Below are 19,380 nucleotides of genomic sequence, written 5' to 3' on the forward strand. Positions count from 1 at the left end.
GCTATGCGAATTTCGCCTTTAGCTGCTGGTTGGCTTGCCCGTGCAGCGGCCCGCCATGCCCAAACACGGCCGTGTCGAACGATAAGGCAGCCGCTTTCAGTATGCTTTGCTGGCCCAGCGCCCGGTCTTCGTAGAGGGTGCTGTATGCCAGGCCCAGCACGTGCGCGCACAGGTCGGCGGCAATCAGCACGCCCTCGCTCTGGAGCAGTAGCGCCACGTGGCCGGCGCTATGGCCGGGCGTGTGCACGACCCGAATGCCGCCCAGCAAGGGAATTACGTCGCCGTCGCTCAGCTTTTCTTCCACGGCTACGGCCGGCACAACGTTGCCCGCGCTTTTGATAAACATTTGGTAGATAAACCGATTCGTAACACCCGGCGTGAGGGTCATGGGCCGGCCGCTTACGCCTTTTTCCAGCAGCAGGGCATCGGCGCGGTGGGCATACACGCGGGCGTTGGTCTGCCGCTTAATGTCGGCGGCGTTGCCCGTATGGTCGGTGTGCAGGTGCGTGAGAATGATGCGCTTGATGTCGGCCGGGTTCTTTCCTTCCTTGCGCAGGGCGGCGAAGATTTTGGCGGTGCTGCCCGGCAGGCCGGTATCGACCAGCGTCAGGCCGTCGTCTTCAATAACGAAGGCGTTGACGGCCCCCAGGTTGATTTGGTACAGGCGGTTGGTAATTTTTTTCATGTAGGGAAGGAGTAGGAAAGCATGAGGGGCCAGTAGACTAGCCTTGCGGGTCTTCTTTCGATGCCGGCCGGGGCAGCCGACTTTGGCGGCGCTGGTCCTGGTGCACCACGGCCGCCACCACCAGGAGAGAAAAGAATGGCAGGCCGCAGCCAACCAGAAACCAGCGCCAGAAGGAGCGCCCATGGCTGTAGGCGTAGTAGCCGGTCATGGTGGGCAGGAACAGCAACGGGGCCGTTAACACCAGCAGGGCCTCTAGCATATGGGAACGTCGGCCACAGGATAGCCAGCAGCCTCCGCTACCAGGCTGTTTTCCGCAGCGGTACCGGATACGGACGGGAGCAGGCGGGCACGTAATGGAACAAGCATCCCGCAAAGGTGGGAGGTTGCCTATCGCTCCGACGATAACAATTGTTAAAAACGCCGCCTGGCCAACCGCTTATTTGCGGTTGCGGATGCGGCTGAGCGACACGCCCGTGATGCCCAGGTAGGAGGCGATATAGTGCTGCGGCACCCGTTGCAGCAACTGCGGGCGATTTTTTACCAGGTCCTCGTAGCGCTCCTGCGGGGTGTCACGGATGTAGGCCAGTAGGTGATGCACGTAGCCGATGAGCCGGCGGGTGGTGAGCTGCTGAAACCACTCCCGAAAGTCGGGCCGTTCGGCCATGAGCCGGTCAAACTCCGCTTTCGACAACACGTCGAGCGTACACGCTTCGACGGTTTCGATGGTGAACTCGCTGGGTTCCCCAGTCAGAAAGCTTTCCAGCGAAGCCACGGCTTCGCCCTCCACGAAAAACTGCGCGGTCAAGTCTTTGCCCCGATGATTGAGCCAGATGCGCACGCAGCCTTGGCGCACGACGTAGAGGTGCGAAGCCACCTGGCCTTCCGCCAATAGCACGGTTCGGGCCTTCACATCCAGGGTGGGCAGCGCCACGTCAGCAAATAGATTCATGAAGCTGGCCAGAAAAAAATGCGGCAAAGAAGCGCGGGCTGCCGGTTGGACCGGTATCGGTCGCTCGGCTTACGCAGGTGACTGCCTACCGAGTAGAAGCCAAAGGCAAAGTATCATAAAAGGCAAATGCGATTTTTGGACCGAACTTTTAACCAAAGCCAACGATGGGAAGCGGCGGAAGGGCAGCACGGCGCATATCGCCGTTGACACGCTGGGCTTAGCGCCCGCAATGGAATGCACGACCTGGTAAAAGCGACACATAAGCTACAGCTGTTGCGCGCCGTCCTAAACACGGTGCGGTTGGCGCTGGTTTGTGGGTAGTCGATTGGCATTGGGCGCTGGGCTTGAACGGGTCGCTACACGCCCCGCAGAGGTTCGTACTTGACGCAGCATTCGGCATTGGAGCTGCCGGCTAGCTTGGCGGACCGACCGACTCGGCCCGCCACTTGCTCACATTCTTACCATAGCCACCATGTTTGACATCATCCTGCAACACGTGCAGCAGCAAATTGCCTTGACCCCGGACGACGCGGCCGTGTTCACGGCCCTGCTTACGCCCCGGCCATTGCGCCGCCGGCAGCACCTGCTCGACGCGGGCGACGCTTGCGACTTCGTGGCCTTCGTCAGCCATGGACTGCTGCGCTCGTTCAGCACCGACGAGCGCGGCACCGAGCACGTGCTGGACCTAGTGCCCGAAAATAACTGGCTCGACGACCCCACCCGCGGACCCGGCGGGGAGCCCAGCCCGTTTACGATTGAAGCCTTGGAAGACAGCGAGGTGCTGCTGCTTAGCAGCCCGAACCTCGAAATACTCTACCAGCGCGTGCCGGCCTTCGAGCGGTTCTTCCGGCTGCTGAGCCAGGAGAGCTACGCCCGGGCGCAAAAGCGCCTGATGTGCGCCAAAAGCTGGCCCGCCCGCGACCGGTACCAGGAGTTGATGCGCCAGTACCCCACCGTCGAGTTGCGCGTGGCCCAGCACCAGATTGCCTCGTTTCTGGGCATCACGCCCGAATCACTGAGCCGGCTTAAAAAGGGGCTCTACGAAAAGCAGGGGTAGTGCATTAGCCCCTGGCAGGGGCATCGGCCGGCCGGTGGTTTCCTTAGGGAAGGCCAGCGGCCGGTTTTTTTGCGTCGGGGCGTTTCGGGTCGAAAGTCTTATCCTACATCAAGGAAACGGCGCGGGGCACGGGGGACCTTTGTATCGTTGGCTGGCTGTCAGTCAATGCTTCATCCCCCAACCCAATCCTCATGCAAACGGTAGCAGAATCAGTAAACGAATTAAACGGGCACATCCTGAACGGCAACATCCTCGGCGCTTTCGACAAGTTTTACGCCGATGACGTGGTGATGCAGGAAAACGAGAATGAGCCCGCGGTGGGCAAAGCGGCTTGCCGGGCCAATGAGGAAGCCTTCGTGGGTGGCATGACCGCCTTCCGGGGCGCGCAGGTCAAGCACGTGCTTATCAACGACGACATCGCCGTGGTGCAGTGGCACTTCGACTACGACCACGCCCAGTGGGGCACGCGCACCTACGACCAAGTGGCCGTGCAGCGCTGGCGCGACGGCCAGATTGTGAACGAGAAGTTCTACTACAGCCGTTAGGCCGGCGGCGGCAGCCTGGTCCGTTGTGGACGCCAGGCTGCCGTTAGGGCCACGTGGCCATCCATTTCACTTTTCCCTTCCTACTATCATTGTGATGCAAATCGGCATTGACTCTTTTGCGGCCGCCTCGGCCGATTACACCCACGGCCCGGCCCTGAGCCCGGCCGAGGCCGTGCAGCAACTGCTCGACCGGGTGGTACGGGCCGACGAAGTGGGCCTCGATGTATTCGGCATCGGCGAGCACCACCGGCCCGAGTTTCTGGATTCGGCCCCGGCCGTGCTGCTGGCCGCCGCCGCGGCCCGTACCCGCACCATCCGCCTGACCAGCGCCGTGACGGTGCTCTCGGCCGCCGACCCGGTGCGCGTGTTTCAGGAGTTTGCCACCCTGGACCTGATTTCCAACGGCCGGGCCGAAATGGTGGTGGGCCGGGGCTCGTTTGGCGAAGCATTTCCGCTCTTTGGCTACGCCCGCGCCGACTACGACGCCCTGTTTGCCGAAAAGCTGGACCTGCTGCTCACCATCCGGGACCACGAGCACGTGCACTGGGCGGGCCAGTTCCGGCCGGCGCTCACCGGGCAGGGCATCTACCCGCGGCCGGTACAGGCGCGGCTACCCGTGTGGTTGGGGGTGGGCGGGACGCCGGCTTCCTTCGTGCGGGCCGGCACGCTAGGCCTGCCGCTGATGGTGGCCATCATCGGGGGCGAAACCCACCGCTTCCGCCCCTTAGTGGACCTGTACCGCGAAGCGGGCCGCCGGGCCGGCCACGCCCCGGAAACCTTGCGGGTAGGGCTGCACTCGTTGGGCTACGTGGCGGAAACGTTCGAACAGGCCGCCGAGGAGTACTACCCCGGCTACGCCGCGGCCTTCACCAAGATTGGGCGCGAGCGGGGCTTTGGGCCGGTCACGCGCCCGCAGTTCAATGCGCAGCTGGGCCCTCACGGCGCTTTCTTAGTAGGCAGCCCGGAAACGGTGGCAGCCAAGATTCTGCGGCACGCCGACGCGCTGGGCGGCATCGACCGGGTAACGTTCCAAATGGACACAGGGGGCCTCACCTCGGACCAGTTGCTGCACGCCATCGAGCTGATTGGTAAGCGCGTAGCCCCGCAGCTGCGGGCGGCGGTTCCGACGAAGCGGTCCGTCGTAGCGGGGCTATAGCTTGGTTTTTTCACTGATTGACTGCAAAACGAGTGCCGCTGACTGCAGGCTTACCCCCACGCCGGCCGGCGACGCCTTTTATCTTCTTATTTCTCGCTTTTGCGAAAGCCGTTCACGTTTCTTCTGCCGAGTAGGGGGCAAACCGATACGGAGTGGCCTCCACTACTACGGGCTGGGCGGTATCAGCGGGTATACCACCAACAGATAGCAGGGTCAGGGTCTTGCGGTCGGCGCTCGTCTCAAAAACCTCTTCCGTGGCCGGGTACTCGCGGACCATACGCCCCTGCTCATCCCTATAGGCAATAAAGGAGTTATTGCGGCGGGCGGTGCCGCTCACCACATCATCGAACCTCTCCTGAAATTCCGGGCTTTGGACCAACGCGCCAATATCTTCCAAGCCCGGCGGACGCGGCGCGTAGCGGGCCTTTAGCATAGCATCGGTTAGCGCAATGACCTGCTCGATGCTTAGCTCCCCACTTACGTGTCGCTGCATCAGCGCCAGGCTCTCCTGGCCGGGCGCGGTGCCGGCGCTCGATGCGATGGCCACCGCGTTGTTGGCGTGCCGCTCCCGCTCCTGGTAGGCGCTTAGTTGGTCGGGGGTAAGCCCCGCCGGAGCGGGCTGAAAATGGGTCTTGGGCATAAGAGAAGGAAGTTAAGCAAGTGAACCAGTGGTTCGCGCACAGTCGAAGCATTGCCTCGTGCGGCAGCCGCTAAGCTGGGTCGGTGGCCTTGCGGGCGGTGTCGGCCGCGTTAGCCGTGTACTCTTCAATCTTCCGCAACGCTGGGCTTTTATGCTCGGGCCGGTCGATGAGTTGCGCGGTGTAAGTCGCCCCGGCCACGTCGTCCAAGTGGAGCTGCGCCTTTACGATGTCGGACAGGTAATAGGACCGGAAATAGCCGTTTTTCATATCCCCCACGTCAAACCCCTGGGCGTACTCCTGCGCCTGCTGCAAGGTGCGCCGGGCGGCCTCGCCGTGGCCGGCCTGGTACTGGGCCTCGGCAATCCGCTTGGCCACGTCCACATACCGGAATCCCGTCACGGTGGCCGCCAGCCACTGCGCCTCGGCTACGTCGCCCCGTTGCAGCAGCACTCGCACCACGGCCCCGATTAACTCGCCCTTCGTGTCGGCGTAGCGCACCCGCTGGGCCGTGGCCACGGCCGCCAGCAGCTCGCCGGCCTGCACCTGTGCCGTGGCCACGGCCTGCATGGCTTCGCTGTGGTAATGGCCGCTCGAAAAGGGATTAATGGCACGCACGGCCCCGGCAAGGTCGCCGGCTTGTAGCAGCGCCAGCAACTGCTCGTAGAAGCCATATCCCTTCGCTCGGGCGGCCTCTTCGGCCCGCTTGTCAGCCCGTTGCTGCGCAGGAGTCCACTGCTCGCGCGGGGTCATCAACCGGACAGTTGCGGGGTCCGGCTTGGAATCGAACCAATTAGCATTTTCGGCTGATTTGGAAGTCTCCTTTTCTTCCTCTTGTTTCTTCATTTTTCCCTTTGGCATACGATTACTTTTTATATCAACATTAGTAGTTAGTGACTCAATTGGCGCTCACGCCGCCCACCGCGACGCCCCTTTCGTGCTGCCACGATTTCAGACGCTCTACCAATGAAGCATGACCATTGGTTGGATGCGCCTTTACAATGTCGATGTCAAACTTATAAGCGCTACCTCGGAATAAGTGCGGTTTTGGCCTTCCTAGACGGATTTCTAATGGCGTGGTACTTTACCGAGTTAAGCCCGCTGGATGTAAGAGCTCACCAACTCAGCTACCTGGCCCAGAGTCAGCTCGCCGGCCACGTAGCGGGCGTATACGGCCTCGGTAACGGGGCCGGGTGGTGCGCCTTGTCTATTCCGACCGTAAGCGAGCTGCTGGCGCTGCTCAGCGGTTTGCTCACGGTCGGAATAAACGGGGCGGGCGGTGGTTGCAGCGTTGGTTTTCATGGGAGATAGTTTTGCAATTACAAAGGCGGCCTGGCCCGCCGCTTAGGAGTTGAACAGTGGTAGCATCAATTGCTTGCGCTGCCAGCATAAGAGGGTTTCTTTTTGAGGGCCAAAGACCTCGCACACGGCGGCAATCGCTGCATCCGACATATAAGGCTCGGTTTCCACCACTTGCTGCACCACGTCGCGGCCGTAGTAGCGCAGCATCGCGGCCCAATCGCCTACGCTGCCGCGTTGAATTACCCGCTCAATGATGGTACGGTACATCGCCTGCGGGTTAATGGTGCTGGGATATACGTCCCAAAGTAGGGTCGGCAGGTGCTCAGCCAAGGGCGACGGGGGGTAGCTCATTTTACAATTGCAAAAAGCTAAGCAGCTCAAGAACTCAAGTGCTCAGCCGCTCACTAAAAAGTCCGTTAGGTTATCCGGCAGGGGATTTTCTCCTATGTACTCCATAACCTGCTCTGAGGTCAGACCCGAAATGAGCAGCTGGTACGCCCGTAGTATCGAAACATCCGGCTCATCATCAGGAGAGATACCAAACTGCTGGCCGGCGTCAAGCGGAGGGTTTAGATAGCTCAAGACGGCCATCCAAGCGGTTGTTTTCGGCGTGTTAAGCTCACCAGGAAAAGCCGCTGCCCGGTCCAGCCACTTCCGGCACGCCAGTTCTGCGTGCCACGCGAAACTGGACATGCGCAGGAAAGTATCCAGCTCATTATAGCGCGTAAACTGCGGGCCATTTTCGGCCCAAAACGAAGGCTTTTTGAAGGGTTGTTCCATCCTACAAGATACGCCACAAACCCTGTTTCAAGTGCTTTCAAGGCCGTTTTTATCGGATTTAACTAACTTATTTTCAAACTATTTTCCCTTTCCTAATCGCCCCGAAATCGTCCGTGCGTCGCGTATTCCGGCACCGGGTCAGGTACCGACGCAAATACCGCAAGCTCGTGCCTTTCCGGGGACTTCTGGCCTTGATTAAAAGTTTGGTACAAAGGTTAAACGACGAGCTGGAAATCGGCGTCCACTTGACCATGAATGATACCTCAACAGCTAATGAGCGGTCTTTTACACGGTCTTCCGGAGAAGTCGACCTCGCTCTGAAGATTGCGCGATAGCCAACTCTTAGGGAGTCGTCCCCTCATTCATCCCGGGTTGAACTGGTCGTCGCTGGCCCTGCTGTAGCCCGAATGGCTGAGTGGGCCAAACAAGTCATCAAGGTGGGGCCAGCAGGATACATAAGCTGCTCCACTTTCTGGCCCCCTTTATACCGGCATTACAGCCACCGCTTGGTGAGGGTCGTTCCCAACCCTTGCCCAAAGGCCTGCGTTATAACCTGTCAATCGCCATCTTTTGAGGCCAGGGTTTTACAGCTGTTTTTCAAAAATAAGGCTTAGAATAAAGCGTGTTGCGTAAAGGACATTTTCTTAAGAAGAATAGGAAGGTCTGGCCTGCACTTCTGTCTTAAGCAAGCCGCTGAAATTGCAGCGTTTATCAACCAAAACATTTCAAAACCTAAAACGATGAGGAGACTACCCGTCTATTTATTACTGGACACATCTGGTTCCATGACCGGAGAGCCCATTGAGGCAGTTAAAAATGGTGTTCAGGTCATGATCAGTTCGTTGCGGCAAAATCCGCAGGCAATTGAGACTGCCTTCATCAGCATCATCACCTTCGATAGTGAGGCAAAACAAGTGGTGCCATTAACCGACCTGGCTTCGTTTCAGATGGTGGACATCCGAGCTACCGGCACTACCAGCTTAGGAGAGGCGCTGAAGTTGGTTTCTACCTGCATTGACAATGAGGTTACTAAAACCACGGCGGAGCAAAAAGGTGACTGGAAGCCCCTGGTGTTTATCATGACGGATGGTATTCCCACCGATGATTGGCAGATTGGCCTGGAAGAATTCAGGAAACGCAAAACCGCCTTTACCGTGGCCTGCGCCGCTGGTAGCGCCGCCGATTCTTCGCTTTTAAAGCAGATCACGGAAAATGTCGTAAGTCTGGATACCGCCGACAGCCAGAGCATTGCCAAGTTCTTTACCTGGGTGAGTGCCTCCATTGGCGTTACCTCGACCAAGGTTGAGGATGGCGGCCAGGAAGTGACCGGTATGGGAGAATTGCCCCCGCCTCCTGCGGAGTTGAATATTGTTACGTAAGCGGGTTAGCAGCTCTTATGGCAAGGAAGAGGCTGGAAGAATTCTTCAGCAGCCTCTTCCTTGTTTTCTTAAGTAGTAGGCCCAGCGACAGAAGAGTATCACGTAGCTAAAGGCTAACGGGGATTGTGAACGGCAAAAGGTCAGCCTAGGAGTGAGCATCCAGAAAAAGAGGTTAAAACAGTAAGCCCAGAAGTAGGAATGGCCGATGCAAAACAACTGGTGACTGATCTTTTCAAAAGCAACGGCATTATTATTCCAGAGCACCGGATGAAATTATTCGACTGCTTTTTACAGGAAGAACAGAGCCTTGCCATTCTCCACCAACTCAGAAAAAACCAGGAACAACTCATGGCCAATTGGAAAACCGAAGACAGAATAGCTGAAATCGTGCAACAGCCCATTCGTATTCCAAATGCTACCGTGGGTAAGCCTTATGTAGCTCCATTTGACTTTGAGCAGTATGGCTGGAACGACCTTATCGGCTTCCGAATAGAAGGCCTGGAAGCCCTGGGGCTGAGCTACAGCGCCGAAAACAACCAGCTTACCGGGGTTCCCACCCAAAGCGGCGACCTGAAGTTTTCGGTTCACTTCAAAGTGGAAGGCCAACCAGAGGATGCTCCATTCCACCAAAAAGACATTCTGCTCATCATTAACCCAGATCCTAAAGGCCTCTGGAAAAACCTGGAGAGCGACAAGAACGATCCGTACTGGAAGGAAGACGATGTCACCTTGTTCGCTCCCATAGGCGACCGGCACCTGCTGGTCTCCTCCAAACGCGGCCGCTCCCACGCCAATGTGGGCTCGTTCCGGGAAGATGACTTCGCGTTCCGGGAGTTGCCCAATGGCTGGAACATAGTGGTGGTGTCGGATGGGGCCGGAAGTGCGAAACTGGCCAGAAAAGGATCTGCCCTGGCCTGTGCCGGCGTGGTCAACTATTTTCTGGACCCCGCATCCGTAGAAAGCATGGCTGAGTTTGACAATCTGGTACAGCAGCACGCGAGCCAAGCCGAGTCCGACAGCCAGAAAAACCTGAACCGCTTCGTCTACAACAACCTGGGCAAAGCGGCTTTTCAGGTGCACAAACAGCTGGAAAGCTTCGCCAAGGCGCAGGAGGCCACGTTAAAAGATTTGAGCAGTACGCTCATCTTCACCCTGTTCAAGAAGTACGACGTGGGGTACGCCCTGCTTTCCTTTGGCGTCGGCGATTGCCCTATTGCCGTGCTCAGCAAGGACGTGACCGAAGTGACGCTCATGAATTGGCTTGACGTGGGTGAATTCGGGGGCGGTACCCGGTTTATTACCATGCCCGAAATCTTCCAGAATAAAAAGTTCGCTACCCGTTTTGGATTTAAACTGCTAGATGATTTCGCTTACCTGATCATGATGTCGGATGGCATCTATGATCCTAAGTTCGTGGTGGAGGCCAACCTGCCTATCGTGGCCAAGTGGCAGGAGTTTCTGGCTGATTTACAGGGGCAGAATGAGGACAAGGCCCCGGTAGAACTGAGCACCACTAACCCCGACATTGAAGCGCAGCTCTCCAAATGGATGGATTTCTGGAGCCCCGGCAACCATGATGACCGAACCTTGGCCATCGTTTTCTAGCGCTTTTTCTTGAAAATAATCGGAAAACGCCCCCAAAACGGAGTACTTACAATTTATAGAATTGAACCTGTGAGCCAAAGCCGTACCATCAACTTTTTCAATGAACCTGGGCAATCCGTAAAATCTGTGCCGTCCATCGTCACGCCTGGTAAAACGTACCAGTACGTGGATAATGGCGAGCCCATGCGGGGCGGCATGAAAGACGTTTATTTCGGGCCCGATAAATCTTACGTTATTGCTTTTTACCGCGATAAGCAGGATTATAATTCCCGGGAACGGCTGAAGAAACTGGTGACGCAGTATTACGATAGTTTCTTTAACCGGGAAGGCGGCCAGTACTACAAAGAGCTGTATTGCTGGCCTACCGATATGGTGGAAACTACTAATGGTAAAGTAGGTTTGGTGGTGCCCACGTATAATAAGAACTTCTTTTTCAAGAGAGGCTATGCCACCAGCGAAGGCATCAAAGGAAAAGAGAAACAAGGCTTGTGGTTTGCGTCGGCTAAGTTCCGGCACCCGCAGTTCACCTTGCGTCTGGATGAGAGCGAGTTAGGCAACTGGCTCAGCTATTTCCAGATCTGCGTGAAAATTGCGCGGGGGGTGAAACGCCTGCACGCCGCCGGACTGGCCCATTCCGATTTATCCTTTAAAAACGTTTTGATTGATCCGGTCAGTAAATCGGCGACCATTATTGACATTGACGGGCTGGTCGTACCCGGTTTGTACCCCCCCGATGTCATCGGCACCGCCGATTTTATTGCGCCCGAGGTACTGGCCACCAAACACCTGCCCCTGCGCGACCCTAACCGCAAGCACGCCAACCGCACCACCGACCTGCATGCCCTTGCGGTCATGATTTACCTGTACCTGCTCTACCGGCATCCGCTGAAAGGAGGAAAGGTCAACTCCCTGGATACGGAACAAGACGATCTGCTGTCGATGGGGGAAAAGGCCTTGTTCATTGAGCACCCGACGGACCACTCCAACCAGCCTAAACTGGCTCAGGTGTCTAAGTGGACGCTGCCCTGGGCGGATGTTTCCAAGCTGCCCTACACCATTACCGGCCCGTACCTGAAGGCATTATTTGATCAGGCCTTTATAACCGGTCTGCACGACCCTAACCAGCGGCCTAACGCGGATCAATGGGAACAGGCCCTGCTCAAAACCACTGATCTGATGCAGCCCTGCAACAACCTTAAATGCCAGCAGAAGTGGTTTGTGTTTGATAATACCACCTCGCCCAAGTGTCCGTTTTGCGGTACGCCGGTGAAAGGAACGCTGCCCGTACTGGACCTGTACTATGAGTTCAAGCCTACCGTCTGGCGCCCTGAGAATCACCGCCTTATGGTCTACCACAATCAGTACCTGTTCCAGTGGCACGTGAACCGGCATGTTGTCAGAAACGAAAAACTGACGGACGAGCAAAAGATACCGGTGGGGTATTTTACCTTCCACCACAATAAGTGGGTATTTGTAAACCAGAAACTCCCCTCTTTGAAAGACCTCACCGAAGACAAGCAGATACCCGTGAACACCATGGTAGACCTTACCGACGGAAAGAAACTCTTGCTCTCCGATGAAGAAGGCGGCCGGGTGGTGGTGATTACCATGGCCAATAAGTAGCGCGGCTACGGTCTGAAGAGCCAGACAGGAAAGAACAGAGAAGTTGAGAGGAAGATAGAACCTTAAAACGCACTAACCCTTACCAAGATGAAAATCAAGCCACTCGGAGTTGTTGTTGTTCTTTTAATTATGGGGGTACTGGGCTATTTCGCCCTCAGTCCTCGTTTAACGGGGGGCAATCAAGGAAGGGATATCTCCTCGACTACCTCGCCCAGCATACCTGGTAGCAACCGGACAACGGACAATACAACGGATGCACCGGCTGCATCAACTACCACCACAACTACCAATACGGCCGGCACTACCGAGGAAACCAGGGAGTTCAACTACACACCCGAGAAACCGGAAAATGGAACGCTACGCGGGGTAGTGGAAGTAGGGGCTACGGGCTTTAACTCCTTCGTCATCAACATGGACCGCCAGAAACGCTGGGAAATTGTGTCCAAAGATTTTGGCGAATCCCTGGCCTACGAAGGCCTGGCTACCACCGAAGACATTAGAGCCGGTCTCAAAAAATACCTGTCGGCCATGTTTGACAAAGGCGTGGCGAAGAACAATATGCACTTCGTGATTTCCTCTGGCGCCCAGAAAGAACCTAAAACCACCACTATCAGCAATGAGCTGAAGAAGATGGGCTATGTGGTGAACAATGTCACCGCCGAGCAGGAAGGCAAACTGGGTTTCAACGCCACCGTTCCTCCGGCCTTCGCCGACAATTCGTTCTTGGTAGACATTGGATCGGGTAATACCAAGATTTCCTGGCAGGAGAATGGCCGCCTGCAATCCATTGAGTTGCCCGGCGCCAAGTACTACGAAAAAGGCACCGCCGATGAGCAGGTGTACAACCAGGTGAAAACGTTGGTGGCTAAAATACCAGCGAGCAAGCGCAATGTAGGCTTCATCCTGGGTGGGGTGCCGTTTACCCTGGCCAAGCAGCACCGCCAAGGAGAAGAACGATATACCGTGCTCAAGGCTCCGGGGGAGTACAAGGCCGTCGACAAGAAAATGGCCTCGGGCTTGAATATTTATAAAGGCCTGGCCGAGGCGACCGGCACCGACACCTTTGTTTTTGACTGGGATGCAAACTTTACCATCGGGTTCCTGCTGAGCCTCAACAAATAAGTGCTCTTCCTATGAGTTTTTTAAAGCAGTTGCTGACGCCGTTTGTGGAGTTTGAAGACGATTCCAAGCAAGGGCCGGCGAAACCGAATCCACCGGTTACCGCTCAACCGGTTAACGCTCCGGCGGCGGCGGCCACGCCTTCCTTCTTCCCCCCGGCAGTACCGGCTGTCCCAGAGAACGCCCAGCATCCGTTGATCAATGGGCCCGCTACCCCCATCACTATTCCAGACCATGTTCCCACCTATTCGCCCGGAGGCACCATCACGGAACCGTTGCCGGAACACGAACAGTACTTTGAGCGGCTGATTGATGAAGCGAACGCCCGCAACCCCTTGTTTCAGGGAACTGATTACAAGGAGTTCGTGGACAGCAAACTGGACATCGACGACATTCAGGACGAAGCCCTCCGTTACCAGACTGCTTACAACGTTTTAAAAAGCACCGGCCTCACCAAGGAAAAGCTCCTCTCCACCGGACAGGAATACCTAAACCTGATCGGTCGGGATTTAAATGCTTTTCAGAGCGCCCACGCGCAGCAGTACCATAAAGAGGTGCGGCCCAAGGAAGAACTGATCCGGCAGAAAGCGCAGGAACTGCAAACTCTTACCCAACGCTTAACTACATTAAAAGCTGAAATCAACCAGATATCTCAGGAGATCACCCTCACGAAAGATAAAATGAACACCACTAAAAACTCCTTTTTACTGGCTGGCGAAAAAAAGCAAAAGGAAATTCAAACGGAACTACATAAAATAGCGCAACACTTTTAAGAAGCTTCATTTTCAATAATATATTGATATTATTTTAATTTAACCAATCGTATATTTATAGTGCAAACTAATTGATGCTCATTTAAAAAATAAAACCTGAATAATTAAATAATTGCAATTCGTATTGACATTACCTTATTATCCGTATTGAAAGGCATTTAATGAATAATGCCAGTATCTCAGAGACCAAGTTCCTTCGCTGAATTATGCTGGCGCACATTATCCAGGCGCGTATAGCGCCTAATCATCGCGCTGGTCTTGTGCTTGGTTTGGTTCATAACCTTGGAGTCGTCCGCGCCATTCAGCTTGGACACGGTCACGAATGACGCTCGTAGCGAGTGCGCCGTAAACTGGGCACCAAGGTACTGCTGCACTATTAGGTTGGTATACTTCGTGGTCATGCGCCGGCTCGTTACCTGGTTGTTTTTACGCAGCGACACAAACACCGGCCCTTCCGTGCGACCCAGCACCCGCAGCCAGGCTTGCAGGGAACGAATAGGACATAACGCAGAATCCGGAGAGTAGAAAATAGCCTTTTCCTCGGCCTGGCCCAGCTGGTTGGTTTTGCTGTGCGGCAGCGTTACCACCAGGCCGTCGTCATCAAAGGCCAGATCATCGATGTTGAGAGCTTCGAGCTCCGAGCGGCGAAAGGCCCCCGTAAAGCCCAGCAGCAGCAAGGCCCGGTTGCGCAGGCCGGCTGGCACGCTGACGTCAATGCTCTTGATGGTGCGCTTAAAGCTATCCAATGAAAACGCAGGCGCCTGCTTTTGGCGGGTCTTGATTTCGCGGGCAATGCCTTTGAGCAGCACCTTGAGCTTTTTATCGGCCGTAGGCGACTCCAGCCCGGCCAGCTCGTGGGCCTTGGCAATGGCCGCGGCGTGCCGCTCAATGGTGGCGTACTTTTTCCCGGCGTCTGCCAGCTCCGTCAGAAATCCCACTAGCACTTCGATTGGTGCTGGCAGCGACTGTAGCCGGTGAAGCGCGCACCAGGCCGAGAAACGCTTCCAGTCGCCGGCATAGGCGCGCACCGTGTTGGCCGCGCCGCGCAGGCCGGACTCGACGTAGCGCTGGGTGGATTCGACCAGGTGATCCGGCACCTGGGCTGCGGGCCAAGATGCCACGGCGGGCAGCTGATTTTCGGTAGCCATATAATATAGGAGTAGCGAGGCAAAAAGTACTGGTTTTCGCTGCCCTAATATAAGGAACGATAAGTAAATCTTATCAGTCCTTATAACGAACTGTTAATAGGTTCCAATAAGTGAAGTTTATCATAACCTTTTATTGGCTGTCGATAAGGAAGTTTAGGATACTGCTAAAAGTGACGTTTATTGAGCCAGGAGACGCGGTTAAGCGATTCAGGACTTGCATTGATTCCATTTGCGCGGACGATATGAGGATAATGACTGACACCCGATAGCCAACTTAGCGGGGGGCTACAAACGCGGTTGCAACATCACCGATACCAGCAATGACCAGCACATTCCCGAACTTTCCAGAAACTAGAATGCTCAACATATAGACTTAGCGCTCATATACTACTAGCCAATACACCTGTATCCGGGTAGCCAGCAGATGCCTAGGAACTTTTAAGCCATCTTTACAGTACAGAAATCACTGTAATACCTTGCTTCTCAATAAATGAAACTGCGTGACCGATATCCCCAGTTGCAAAACCCTGCCGTGGTGAAAGCTATGGTGGTGCGTTCTGTGTACGCCTCCATGGCGCTGGAGAATCAACTCGTGTCAGTCGAGCGGATAGAGGCGCTCTATGAGCAAACGACCCCTTCCACTTCTACAGCAGCCGGAGCTGCTCGTGGATAAGCGCCTGCAGCGGCGCTAGATGATAGTCGTCTGCTTGCCGGATAGCCTGTAGGTACTGGGTGCGCCCCTCGCCTTGTTCTCGCTGGTAGAGAATGACTTCTTGAAAGCCGTAGCCATAGGCCAGCAGATTGGTGAATAGGCGGGCCGTACGGCCGTTACCATTGACAAACGGGTGAATTGCTACTAGCCGGTGATGAGCATAGGCTAACACAGCCGCCACTTGCTCCGCGGTTGGTTCTGCCGGCAGCAACGCTTAACGCTTGCCGATGTCGCAATTCGTCGATGAATTCGTAGAGTAGCAACGGGACCTGATGGGCAGGCGGTGGTAGGTAGGCACCGACATTGGGCACTTGCTTTCGCCACTGGCCGGCCCAGTCGTAGAGGTGCTGAAAGGCCCGCCGGTGAAAGTCCTGCAGCAAGCTGACTGACAGCTCCACAGGATACTCTATTTCCTCCAGCAGATAGCGCTCTACCTGCGCGACGCCCAATGCCTCCTGCTCGTTGAGTTCGTCTTTGCTGGTCAACCCGAGCAAATTGTCTTCCGGCGCGTCGGTGTAGTGTCCCATCAGCCAAAGTTACGGGCTCTGCCTTAAGAGATCTCTCGCGAGCATTCGTTGAATGGCTATGGGAAAGTATCCTTCCCCTTTTGATGCTGTAGCCCGGCTCGATAACCTGCGGGAGCGAGTGCCTTAGCTCCTGCCTGCCGCTCCACAACTTGGGTTATGCAGTCTCGGTGGACTCGGCGTGCCGATTCAGCAACCTACGCACAGCGGTGGCATCGAAGTTTTTACCCCGGCGCGTACGATAGTCTCCACTAGTCAGCTCCTGAGCAATCTGCTGAAGGGTATGGCCTTGTTGGCGTAGGAGGACGGCCAAGCGCGTTGCCTGACGATTCTCCTTGTTCTCTCGGGCGTTCTGCTGACGTACTACCTGGCCCTGCTGAATAGACTTGGCCGTCAGATTAGCGGGCATTCCGAGCACCACTCCTCGTGCCTTTAAGGCAGCCAGCGCCTCTTTAGTGCGTTTGCTAATCAGTTCCCGCTCGTGCTGAGCTAAGACGGCAAAGATGCCTACCGTAAGAGTATTGGCATCGGGCATATCACAACACACGAAATCTACCCCCGAGTCGCGCAGAGCAAAGATGAAACCCGCGTTGCGGGAGAGGCGGTCGAGCTTGGCAATAAGTAGTGTCGCGTTCATTTGGCGAGCATGGGCAATTGCGGCCAGTAACTGCGGGCGCTGATCTTTCTTGCCACTCTCTACTTCGGTGTAGTGGCCCAGTACCAGTGCAGGTGCTCGTGCATATTGATTCACGGCATACTGCTGAGCTTCCAAACCTAGGCCAGAAACCCCCTGTTTAGTAGTGCTAACCCGATAGTATGCGATGTAGTGCTTCATGTGATCTATGTACGCTCAATTTGGCATTTTACAAACGGGCGTTTATAAAACGTCAAATATTGTTATCGGAGATAAAAGAGCAGTACAAACACGGGTAACGCCATTTTATGAAGGTACATTTCAGTATAACCGCCTACATCAGTTTATACTGAAATGTACCTTCACTACGATTAGCAAAATTCTTCCTGAAGCTAGTCAAAACTTCAACTCGTGTTTTGTGCCTTCGGTGTCAGAGTGAGACTGAAGCTCATTTGATTCTAATCCTATCAGGATGCTTCAACCCACCCCTTTTTTGTAGTCTTATCCATTACTCAACATCTTTCAGTTCGTGCTGGACTCACTGTCTGCTCACCCCTTTTTTGTAGTATTATGCTTTCAAGCTTTGCAGACATGCTTCTCCCTGGCTGCCATAGTGTTGTGATTCACAGACATAAGACTACAAGAAAGGGGTCACGCTTCCACTAGTTTGTTACTGCCTCAGTGGGGTAAATCTACGTTTTCAGGCATTAAGGCTAGTTTTTAAGGAATAAGACTACAGAAAAGGGGTCGCCCAGAATAAGTTTTTCACTGAACAAGGACTTGTATAGGCTGTAGCTCATTACTTTTCCTTTTTCTCAAAAAAAACGACTCAAGAAACTAGTTGTTTTCTCTTTTATAAAGTTTACTTAGTTTACCCATGCTGTAACCTATTGAAAATAAGATATTTATAGAGATATAAAGCTACAAAAAAGGGGTCATACAACTACAAAAAAAGGGTGAGTTGCTACAAAAAAGGGGTCATACAACTACAAAAAAGGGGTCATAAGCCATACATAGCGCTACAAAAAAGGGGTTATATGACTACAGTGGCGTAAAAATGTAGCATAATGCCGAATTGTTGCTTACTTTACATCCATGAAACGAGATACTTTGGCAAAGGAGCATAGCACGGTCCACCCACTTGTAGTACAGCATAATGCGCTGATTAATGCCCGGTTCGACCTTAATTCCACTGAGTCACGTCTGTTTCTAGCGTTGCTTAGTCGTATTGGCCGGGATGATACTCAGTTTCAGGTATGCCAGATTCCGGTTCGGGAACTGATGGTACACAGCTCGAGTAACTCGACCTACGACCTAGTCCGCAAAACTCTCAAGCATTTTGCTTCCCGCACCTTGGTAATTGAGAAGCTGGACACTTCCGCCCGCCGCAACAGCAAACCCGACTTCTCTATTTTACCCCTGTTAGCTTTTGCTGAATACAAGCACCGGGAAGGTATCGTTGAGGCCCGCTTCAATGATTTGCTTATGCCTTACTTGCTACAGCTACGAGAAAACTTTACGAAAGCGCAGTTGACCGAACTGCTAAAACTCAAAAGCAGCAACGCATACCGCATTTACCTGTTGTTACGGGAGTATGCCGCCTTTGGTAAGCGGGTGATGACAGTGGCTGAACTGAAGAGCATTCTCGGCGTGGAAGAAGAATACGACCGGTTCACCAACTTCAAAATCCGTATCCTAGACCGGGCCCAAAGCGAACTGGCGCAGACCGATATGGCCTTCACCTACGAGTTAGAAAAGCAGGGCCGCACGATTGCTCGCATTTGTTTCCTATTTAAGCCTACCGGCAGCTCTCTGCCAGTCCAACCAATTCCGGAGTCTGACTTAGAGGCCACGCTACTGGAAGCAGGCATCGCGGCCAAGAGTATCGTGGAAATTAAGACGCAGTTGGAAAGCGGGTACTATGATGAAGGCTACGTATATTTTGTCGTGGCTCATGTTCACCGGCAAGCTGCTGCCGGTAAGGTAAAAAAGGTGGGGGGCGCTATTTACAAGGCGCTGGTGGAGGGCTACCTATTAGAGGATTATCGTCGCCAGCAGGTAAGCAAAGACAAGCCCAGGGAGCTTAAACGCAAACTCACTACGCCAGTACTGCCGTTGCAGGAACGGCATACGCTTACCGACGTACACGCCATGTATGAAACTATGCGTCAACGCCAACTCATACCCGATGAGACTTTCGAAGAAAATCTAGCCCGAGTGTGGCTCTCCGCGGGTTTCCGGCAGGAGACAGATTCACAGGGAATGCAGTGGGTGACTAAAGGCTGAACTTAACAAGCTACCACTGCTATTGCTACCTCCCCTACCCCATCGCAGTTTATCGTCGTAGGGCAAACTACGACGGTTAGCCACAAACTCTGGCTTCATACCGATATACACAGACAATTATCACACGACCACAATTGCCGTATTTCTGTATTAGTGGTGCTTCTTACTATGGTAAACAGATTTTTTTATTAATAACCATAAGGTGTTTATTCACACTTAAAATAAGGTGTTAATAAACACCTTATTTTAAGTGTGAATAAACACCTGAAAACAGGTGCATTTATACTGTACTACTCCCCAAAAACTGGACAGTTTAGGCGGCGGTTGTTAAGCAAATGTGACCTCCCCCCAATAAACTAGACCACGCTAAAGTAGAGAAATCAGGCCCTTGTCGTATCTTAAACCAAGAGACATGTGCCATGAAAAAGACAAAGTTTACCGAAGCCCAAATCGTGTTTGCGCTAC

At 54.5% G+C, this 19,380-nt stretch carries 21 protein-coding genes; 9 read left to right on the top strand and 12 right to left on the bottom strand.

The annotated features are described in order from the left end of the window. Window position 1: 1 nt before the first annotated feature. From D0N36_RS17610 to D0N36_RS17620, 3 genes are all read right to left on the bottom strand, one after another. Window positions 2-685 (bottom strand): MBL fold metallo-hydrolase, encoded by a 684-nt coding sequence (locus D0N36_RS17610; RefSeq protein ID WP_116943139.1) that lies wholly within the window; start codon window positions 683-685, stop codon window positions 2-4. A 37-nt stretch (window positions 686-722) separates the two neighbouring features. Next, window positions 723-944 carry a hypothetical protein gene (locus D0N36_RS17615; RefSeq protein ID WP_116943140.1) on the bottom strand — a complete coding sequence of 74 codons (222 nt, stop codon included), beginning with the start codon at window positions 942-944 and terminating at the stop codon, window positions 723-725. A 177-nt stretch (window positions 945-1,121) separates the two neighbouring features. Then, window positions 1,122-1,634, bottom strand: coding sequence for a Crp/Fnr family transcriptional regulator (locus D0N36_RS17620; protein ID WP_147320967.1), 513 nt, complete (start codon window positions 1,632-1,634; stop codon window positions 1,122-1,124). 472 nt (window positions 1,635-2,106) lie between these two features. Between D0N36_RS17620 and D0N36_RS17625 the strand changes: the two genes are divergently transcribed. The 3 genes from D0N36_RS17625 (at window position 2,107) to D0N36_RS17635 (ending at window position 4,392) form a co-directional block, all read left to right on the top strand. Continuing rightward, a complete protein-coding gene (locus D0N36_RS17625) occupies window positions 2,107-2,691 on the top strand; it encodes a Crp/Fnr family transcriptional regulator (RefSeq protein WP_116943142.1) in 585 nt (194 codons plus the stop codon). Window positions 2,692-2,882: 191 nt separating this feature from the next. After that, window positions 2,883-3,236, top strand: a complete 354-nt coding sequence (locus tag D0N36_RS17630; RefSeq protein WP_116943143.1) for a nuclear transport factor 2 family protein — start codon at window positions 2,883-2,885, stop codon at window positions 3,234-3,236. Window positions 3,237-3,330: 94 nt separating this feature from the next. Next, complete coding sequence (locus tag D0N36_RS17635; RefSeq protein WP_116943144.1) at window positions 3,331-4,392, top strand: LLM class flavin-dependent oxidoreductase; 1,062 nt, start codon at window positions 3,331-3,333, stop codon at window positions 4,390-4,392. A gap of 112 nt (window positions 4,393-4,504) precedes the next feature. On the opposite strand, the gene D0N36_RS17640 is transcribed toward D0N36_RS17635, so the two are convergent. The 5 genes from D0N36_RS17640 to D0N36_RS17660 form a co-directional block, all read right to left on the bottom strand. Next, on the bottom strand, window positions 4,505-5,032 hold the full coding sequence (locus D0N36_RS17640; protein ID WP_116943145.1) for an antitoxin VbhA family protein: 528 nt from the start codon (window positions 5,030-5,032) through the stop codon (window positions 4,505-4,507). 70 nt (window positions 5,033-5,102) lie between these two features. Continuing rightward, entirely contained in the window at window positions 5,103-5,876 is a 774-nt protein-coding gene (locus tag D0N36_RS17645; RefSeq protein ID WP_147320968.1) for a tetratricopeptide repeat protein, read from the bottom strand. A 246-nt stretch (window positions 5,877-6,122) separates the two neighbouring features. Further along, window positions 6,123-6,332: a hypothetical protein gene (locus tag D0N36_RS17650; protein WP_116943147.1), complete on the bottom strand. Its 210-nt coding sequence runs from the start codon at window positions 6,330-6,332 to the stop codon at window positions 6,123-6,125. Window positions 6,333-6,374: 42 nt separating this feature from the next. After that, window positions 6,375-6,662 (bottom strand): DUF6922 domain-containing protein, encoded by a 288-nt coding sequence (locus D0N36_RS17655; RefSeq protein ID WP_147320969.1) that lies wholly within the window; start codon window positions 6,660-6,662, stop codon window positions 6,375-6,377. 63 nt (window positions 6,663-6,725) lie between these two features. Continuing rightward, complete coding sequence (locus D0N36_RS17660) at window positions 6,726-7,112, bottom strand: hypothetical protein (RefSeq protein ID WP_116943149.1); 387 nt, start codon at window positions 7,110-7,112, stop codon at window positions 6,726-6,728. Between the two features lie 740 nt (window positions 7,113-7,852). On the opposite strand from D0N36_RS17660, the gene D0N36_RS17665 reads away from it, so the two are divergent. The 5 genes from D0N36_RS17665 (at window position 7,853) to D0N36_RS17685 (ending at window position 13,611) form a co-directional block, all read left to right on the top strand. Beyond that, complete coding sequence (locus D0N36_RS17665; RefSeq protein WP_116943150.1) at window positions 7,853-8,491, top strand: vWA domain-containing protein; 639 nt, start codon at window positions 7,853-7,855, stop codon at window positions 8,489-8,491. Between the two features lie 198 nt (window positions 8,492-8,689). Further along, window positions 8,690-10,096, top strand: coding sequence for a PP2C family serine/threonine-protein phosphatase (locus tag D0N36_RS17670; RefSeq protein ID WP_116943151.1), 1,407 nt, complete (start codon window positions 8,690-8,692; stop codon window positions 10,094-10,096). Between the two features lie 126 nt (window positions 10,097-10,222). Continuing rightward, entirely contained in the window at window positions 10,223-11,719 is a 1,497-nt protein-coding gene (locus tag D0N36_RS17675) for a helix-hairpin-helix domain-containing protein (RefSeq protein ID WP_199798367.1), read from the top strand. Window positions 11,720-11,806: 87 nt separating this feature from the next. Further along, entirely contained in the window at window positions 11,807-12,841 is a 1,035-nt protein-coding gene (locus tag D0N36_RS17680; protein WP_116943152.1) for a hypothetical protein, read from the top strand. Window positions 12,842-12,852: 11 nt separating this feature from the next. Then, the gene (locus D0N36_RS17685; protein WP_116943153.1) at window positions 12,853-13,611 is read left to right on the top strand and encodes a hypothetical protein; all 759 of its coding nucleotides are present in this window, start codon (window positions 12,853-12,855) and stop codon (window positions 13,609-13,611) included. A gap of 179 nt (window positions 13,612-13,790) precedes the next feature. Here the strand turns inward: D0N36_RS17685 and D0N36_RS17690 are convergent, their stop codons facing one another. From D0N36_RS17690 to D0N36_RS17705, 4 genes are all read right to left on the bottom strand, one after another. Then, a complete protein-coding gene (locus D0N36_RS17690) occupies window positions 13,791-14,759 on the bottom strand; it encodes a tyrosine-type recombinase/integrase (RefSeq protein WP_116943154.1) in 969 nt (322 codons plus the stop codon). 644 nt (window positions 14,760-15,403) lie between these two features. Next, window positions 15,404-15,652, bottom strand: a complete 249-nt coding sequence (locus D0N36_RS17695) for a Fic family protein (protein ID WP_317191500.1) — start codon at window positions 15,650-15,652, stop codon at window positions 15,404-15,406. Continuing rightward, a complete protein-coding gene (locus tag D0N36_RS17700; protein ID WP_116943155.1) occupies window positions 15,588-15,998 on the bottom strand; it encodes a Fic family protein in 411 nt (136 codons plus the stop codon). Before D0N36_RS17700 ends, D0N36_RS17695 begins: the two co-directional genes overlap by 65 nt. 154 nt (window positions 15,999-16,152) lie before the next feature. Then, on the bottom strand, window positions 16,153-16,830 hold the full coding sequence (locus tag D0N36_RS17705) for a recombinase family protein (RefSeq protein WP_116943156.1): 678 nt from the start codon (window positions 16,828-16,830) through the stop codon (window positions 16,153-16,155). Window positions 16,831-17,724: 894 nt separating this feature from the next. On the opposite strand from D0N36_RS17705, the gene D0N36_RS17710 reads away from it, so the two are divergent. Next, on the top strand, window positions 17,725-18,915 hold the full coding sequence (locus tag D0N36_RS17710; protein WP_116943157.1) for a replication initiation protein: 1,191 nt from the start codon (window positions 17,725-17,727) through the stop codon (window positions 18,913-18,915). Window positions 18,916-19,380 lie beyond the last annotated feature (465 nt).

Source organism: Hymenobacter lapidiphilus, from assembly GCF_003417065.2.
Classification (GTDB): domain Bacteria; phylum Bacteroidota; class Bacteroidia; order Cytophagales; family Hymenobacteraceae; genus Hymenobacter.

What these genes read in the sequence shown, in the direction of transcription:
- D0N36_RS17610 (WP_116943139.1), bottom strand. Translation starts at nt 685, where the DNA reads ATGAAAAAAATTACCAACCGCCTGTACCAAATCAACCTGGGGGCCGTC.
- D0N36_RS17615 (WP_116943140.1), bottom strand. Translation starts at nt 944, where the DNA reads ATGCTAGAGGCCCTGCTGGTGTTAACGGCCCCGTTGCTGTTCCTGCCC.
- D0N36_RS17620 (WP_147320967.1), bottom strand. Translation starts at nt 1,634, where the DNA reads ATGAATCTATTTGCTGACGTGGCGCTGCCCACCCTGGATGTGAAGGCC.
- D0N36_RS17625 (WP_116943142.1), top strand. Translation starts at nt 2,107, where the DNA reads ATGTTTGACATCATCCTGCAACACGTGCAGCAGCAAATTGCCTTGACC.
- D0N36_RS17630 (WP_116943143.1), top strand. Translation starts at nt 2,883, where the DNA reads ATGCAAACGGTAGCAGAATCAGTAAACGAATTAAACGGGCACATCCTG.
- D0N36_RS17635 (WP_116943144.1), top strand. Translation starts at nt 3,331, where the DNA reads ATGCAAATCGGCATTGACTCTTTTGCGGCCGCCTCGGCCGATTACACC.
- D0N36_RS17640 (WP_116943145.1), bottom strand. Translation starts at nt 5,032, where the DNA reads ATGCCCAAGACCCATTTTCAGCCCGCTCCGGCGGGGCTTACCCCCGAC.
- D0N36_RS17645 (WP_147320968.1), bottom strand. Translation starts at nt 5,876, where the DNA reads ATGAAGAAACAAGAGGAAGAAAAGGAGACTTCCAAATCAGCCGAAAAT.
- D0N36_RS17650 (WP_116943147.1), bottom strand. Translation starts at nt 6,332, where the DNA reads ATGAAAACCAACGCTGCAACCACCGCCCGCCCCGTTTATTCCGACCGT.
- D0N36_RS17660 (WP_116943149.1), bottom strand. Translation starts at nt 7,112, where the DNA reads ATGGAACAACCCTTCAAAAAGCCTTCGTTTTGGGCCGAAAATGGCCCG.
- D0N36_RS17665 (WP_116943150.1), top strand. Translation starts at nt 7,853, where the DNA reads ATGAGGAGACTACCCGTCTATTTATTACTGGACACATCTGGTTCCATG.
- D0N36_RS17670 (WP_116943151.1), top strand. Translation starts at nt 8,690, where the DNA reads ATGGCCGATGCAAAACAACTGGTGACTGATCTTTTCAAAAGCAACGGC.
- D0N36_RS17680 (WP_116943152.1), top strand. Translation starts at nt 11,807, where the DNA reads ATGAAAATCAAGCCACTCGGAGTTGTTGTTGTTCTTTTAATTATGGGG.
- D0N36_RS17685 (WP_116943153.1), top strand. Translation starts at nt 12,853, where the DNA reads ATGAGTTTTTTAAAGCAGTTGCTGACGCCGTTTGTGGAGTTTGAAGAC.
- D0N36_RS17690 (WP_116943154.1), bottom strand. Translation starts at nt 14,759, where the DNA reads ATGGCTACCGAAAATCAGCTGCCCGCCGTGGCATCTTGGCCCGCAGCC.
- D0N36_RS17700 (WP_116943155.1), bottom strand. Translation starts at nt 15,998, where the DNA reads ATGGGACACTACACCGACGCGCCGGAAGACAATTTGCTCGGGTTGACC.
- D0N36_RS17705 (WP_116943156.1), bottom strand. Translation starts at nt 16,830, where the DNA reads ATGAAGCACTACATCGCATACTATCGGGTTAGCACTACTAAACAGGGG.
- D0N36_RS17710 (WP_116943157.1), top strand. Translation starts at nt 17,725, where the DNA reads ATGAAACGAGATACTTTGGCAAAGGAGCATAGCACGGTCCACCCACTT.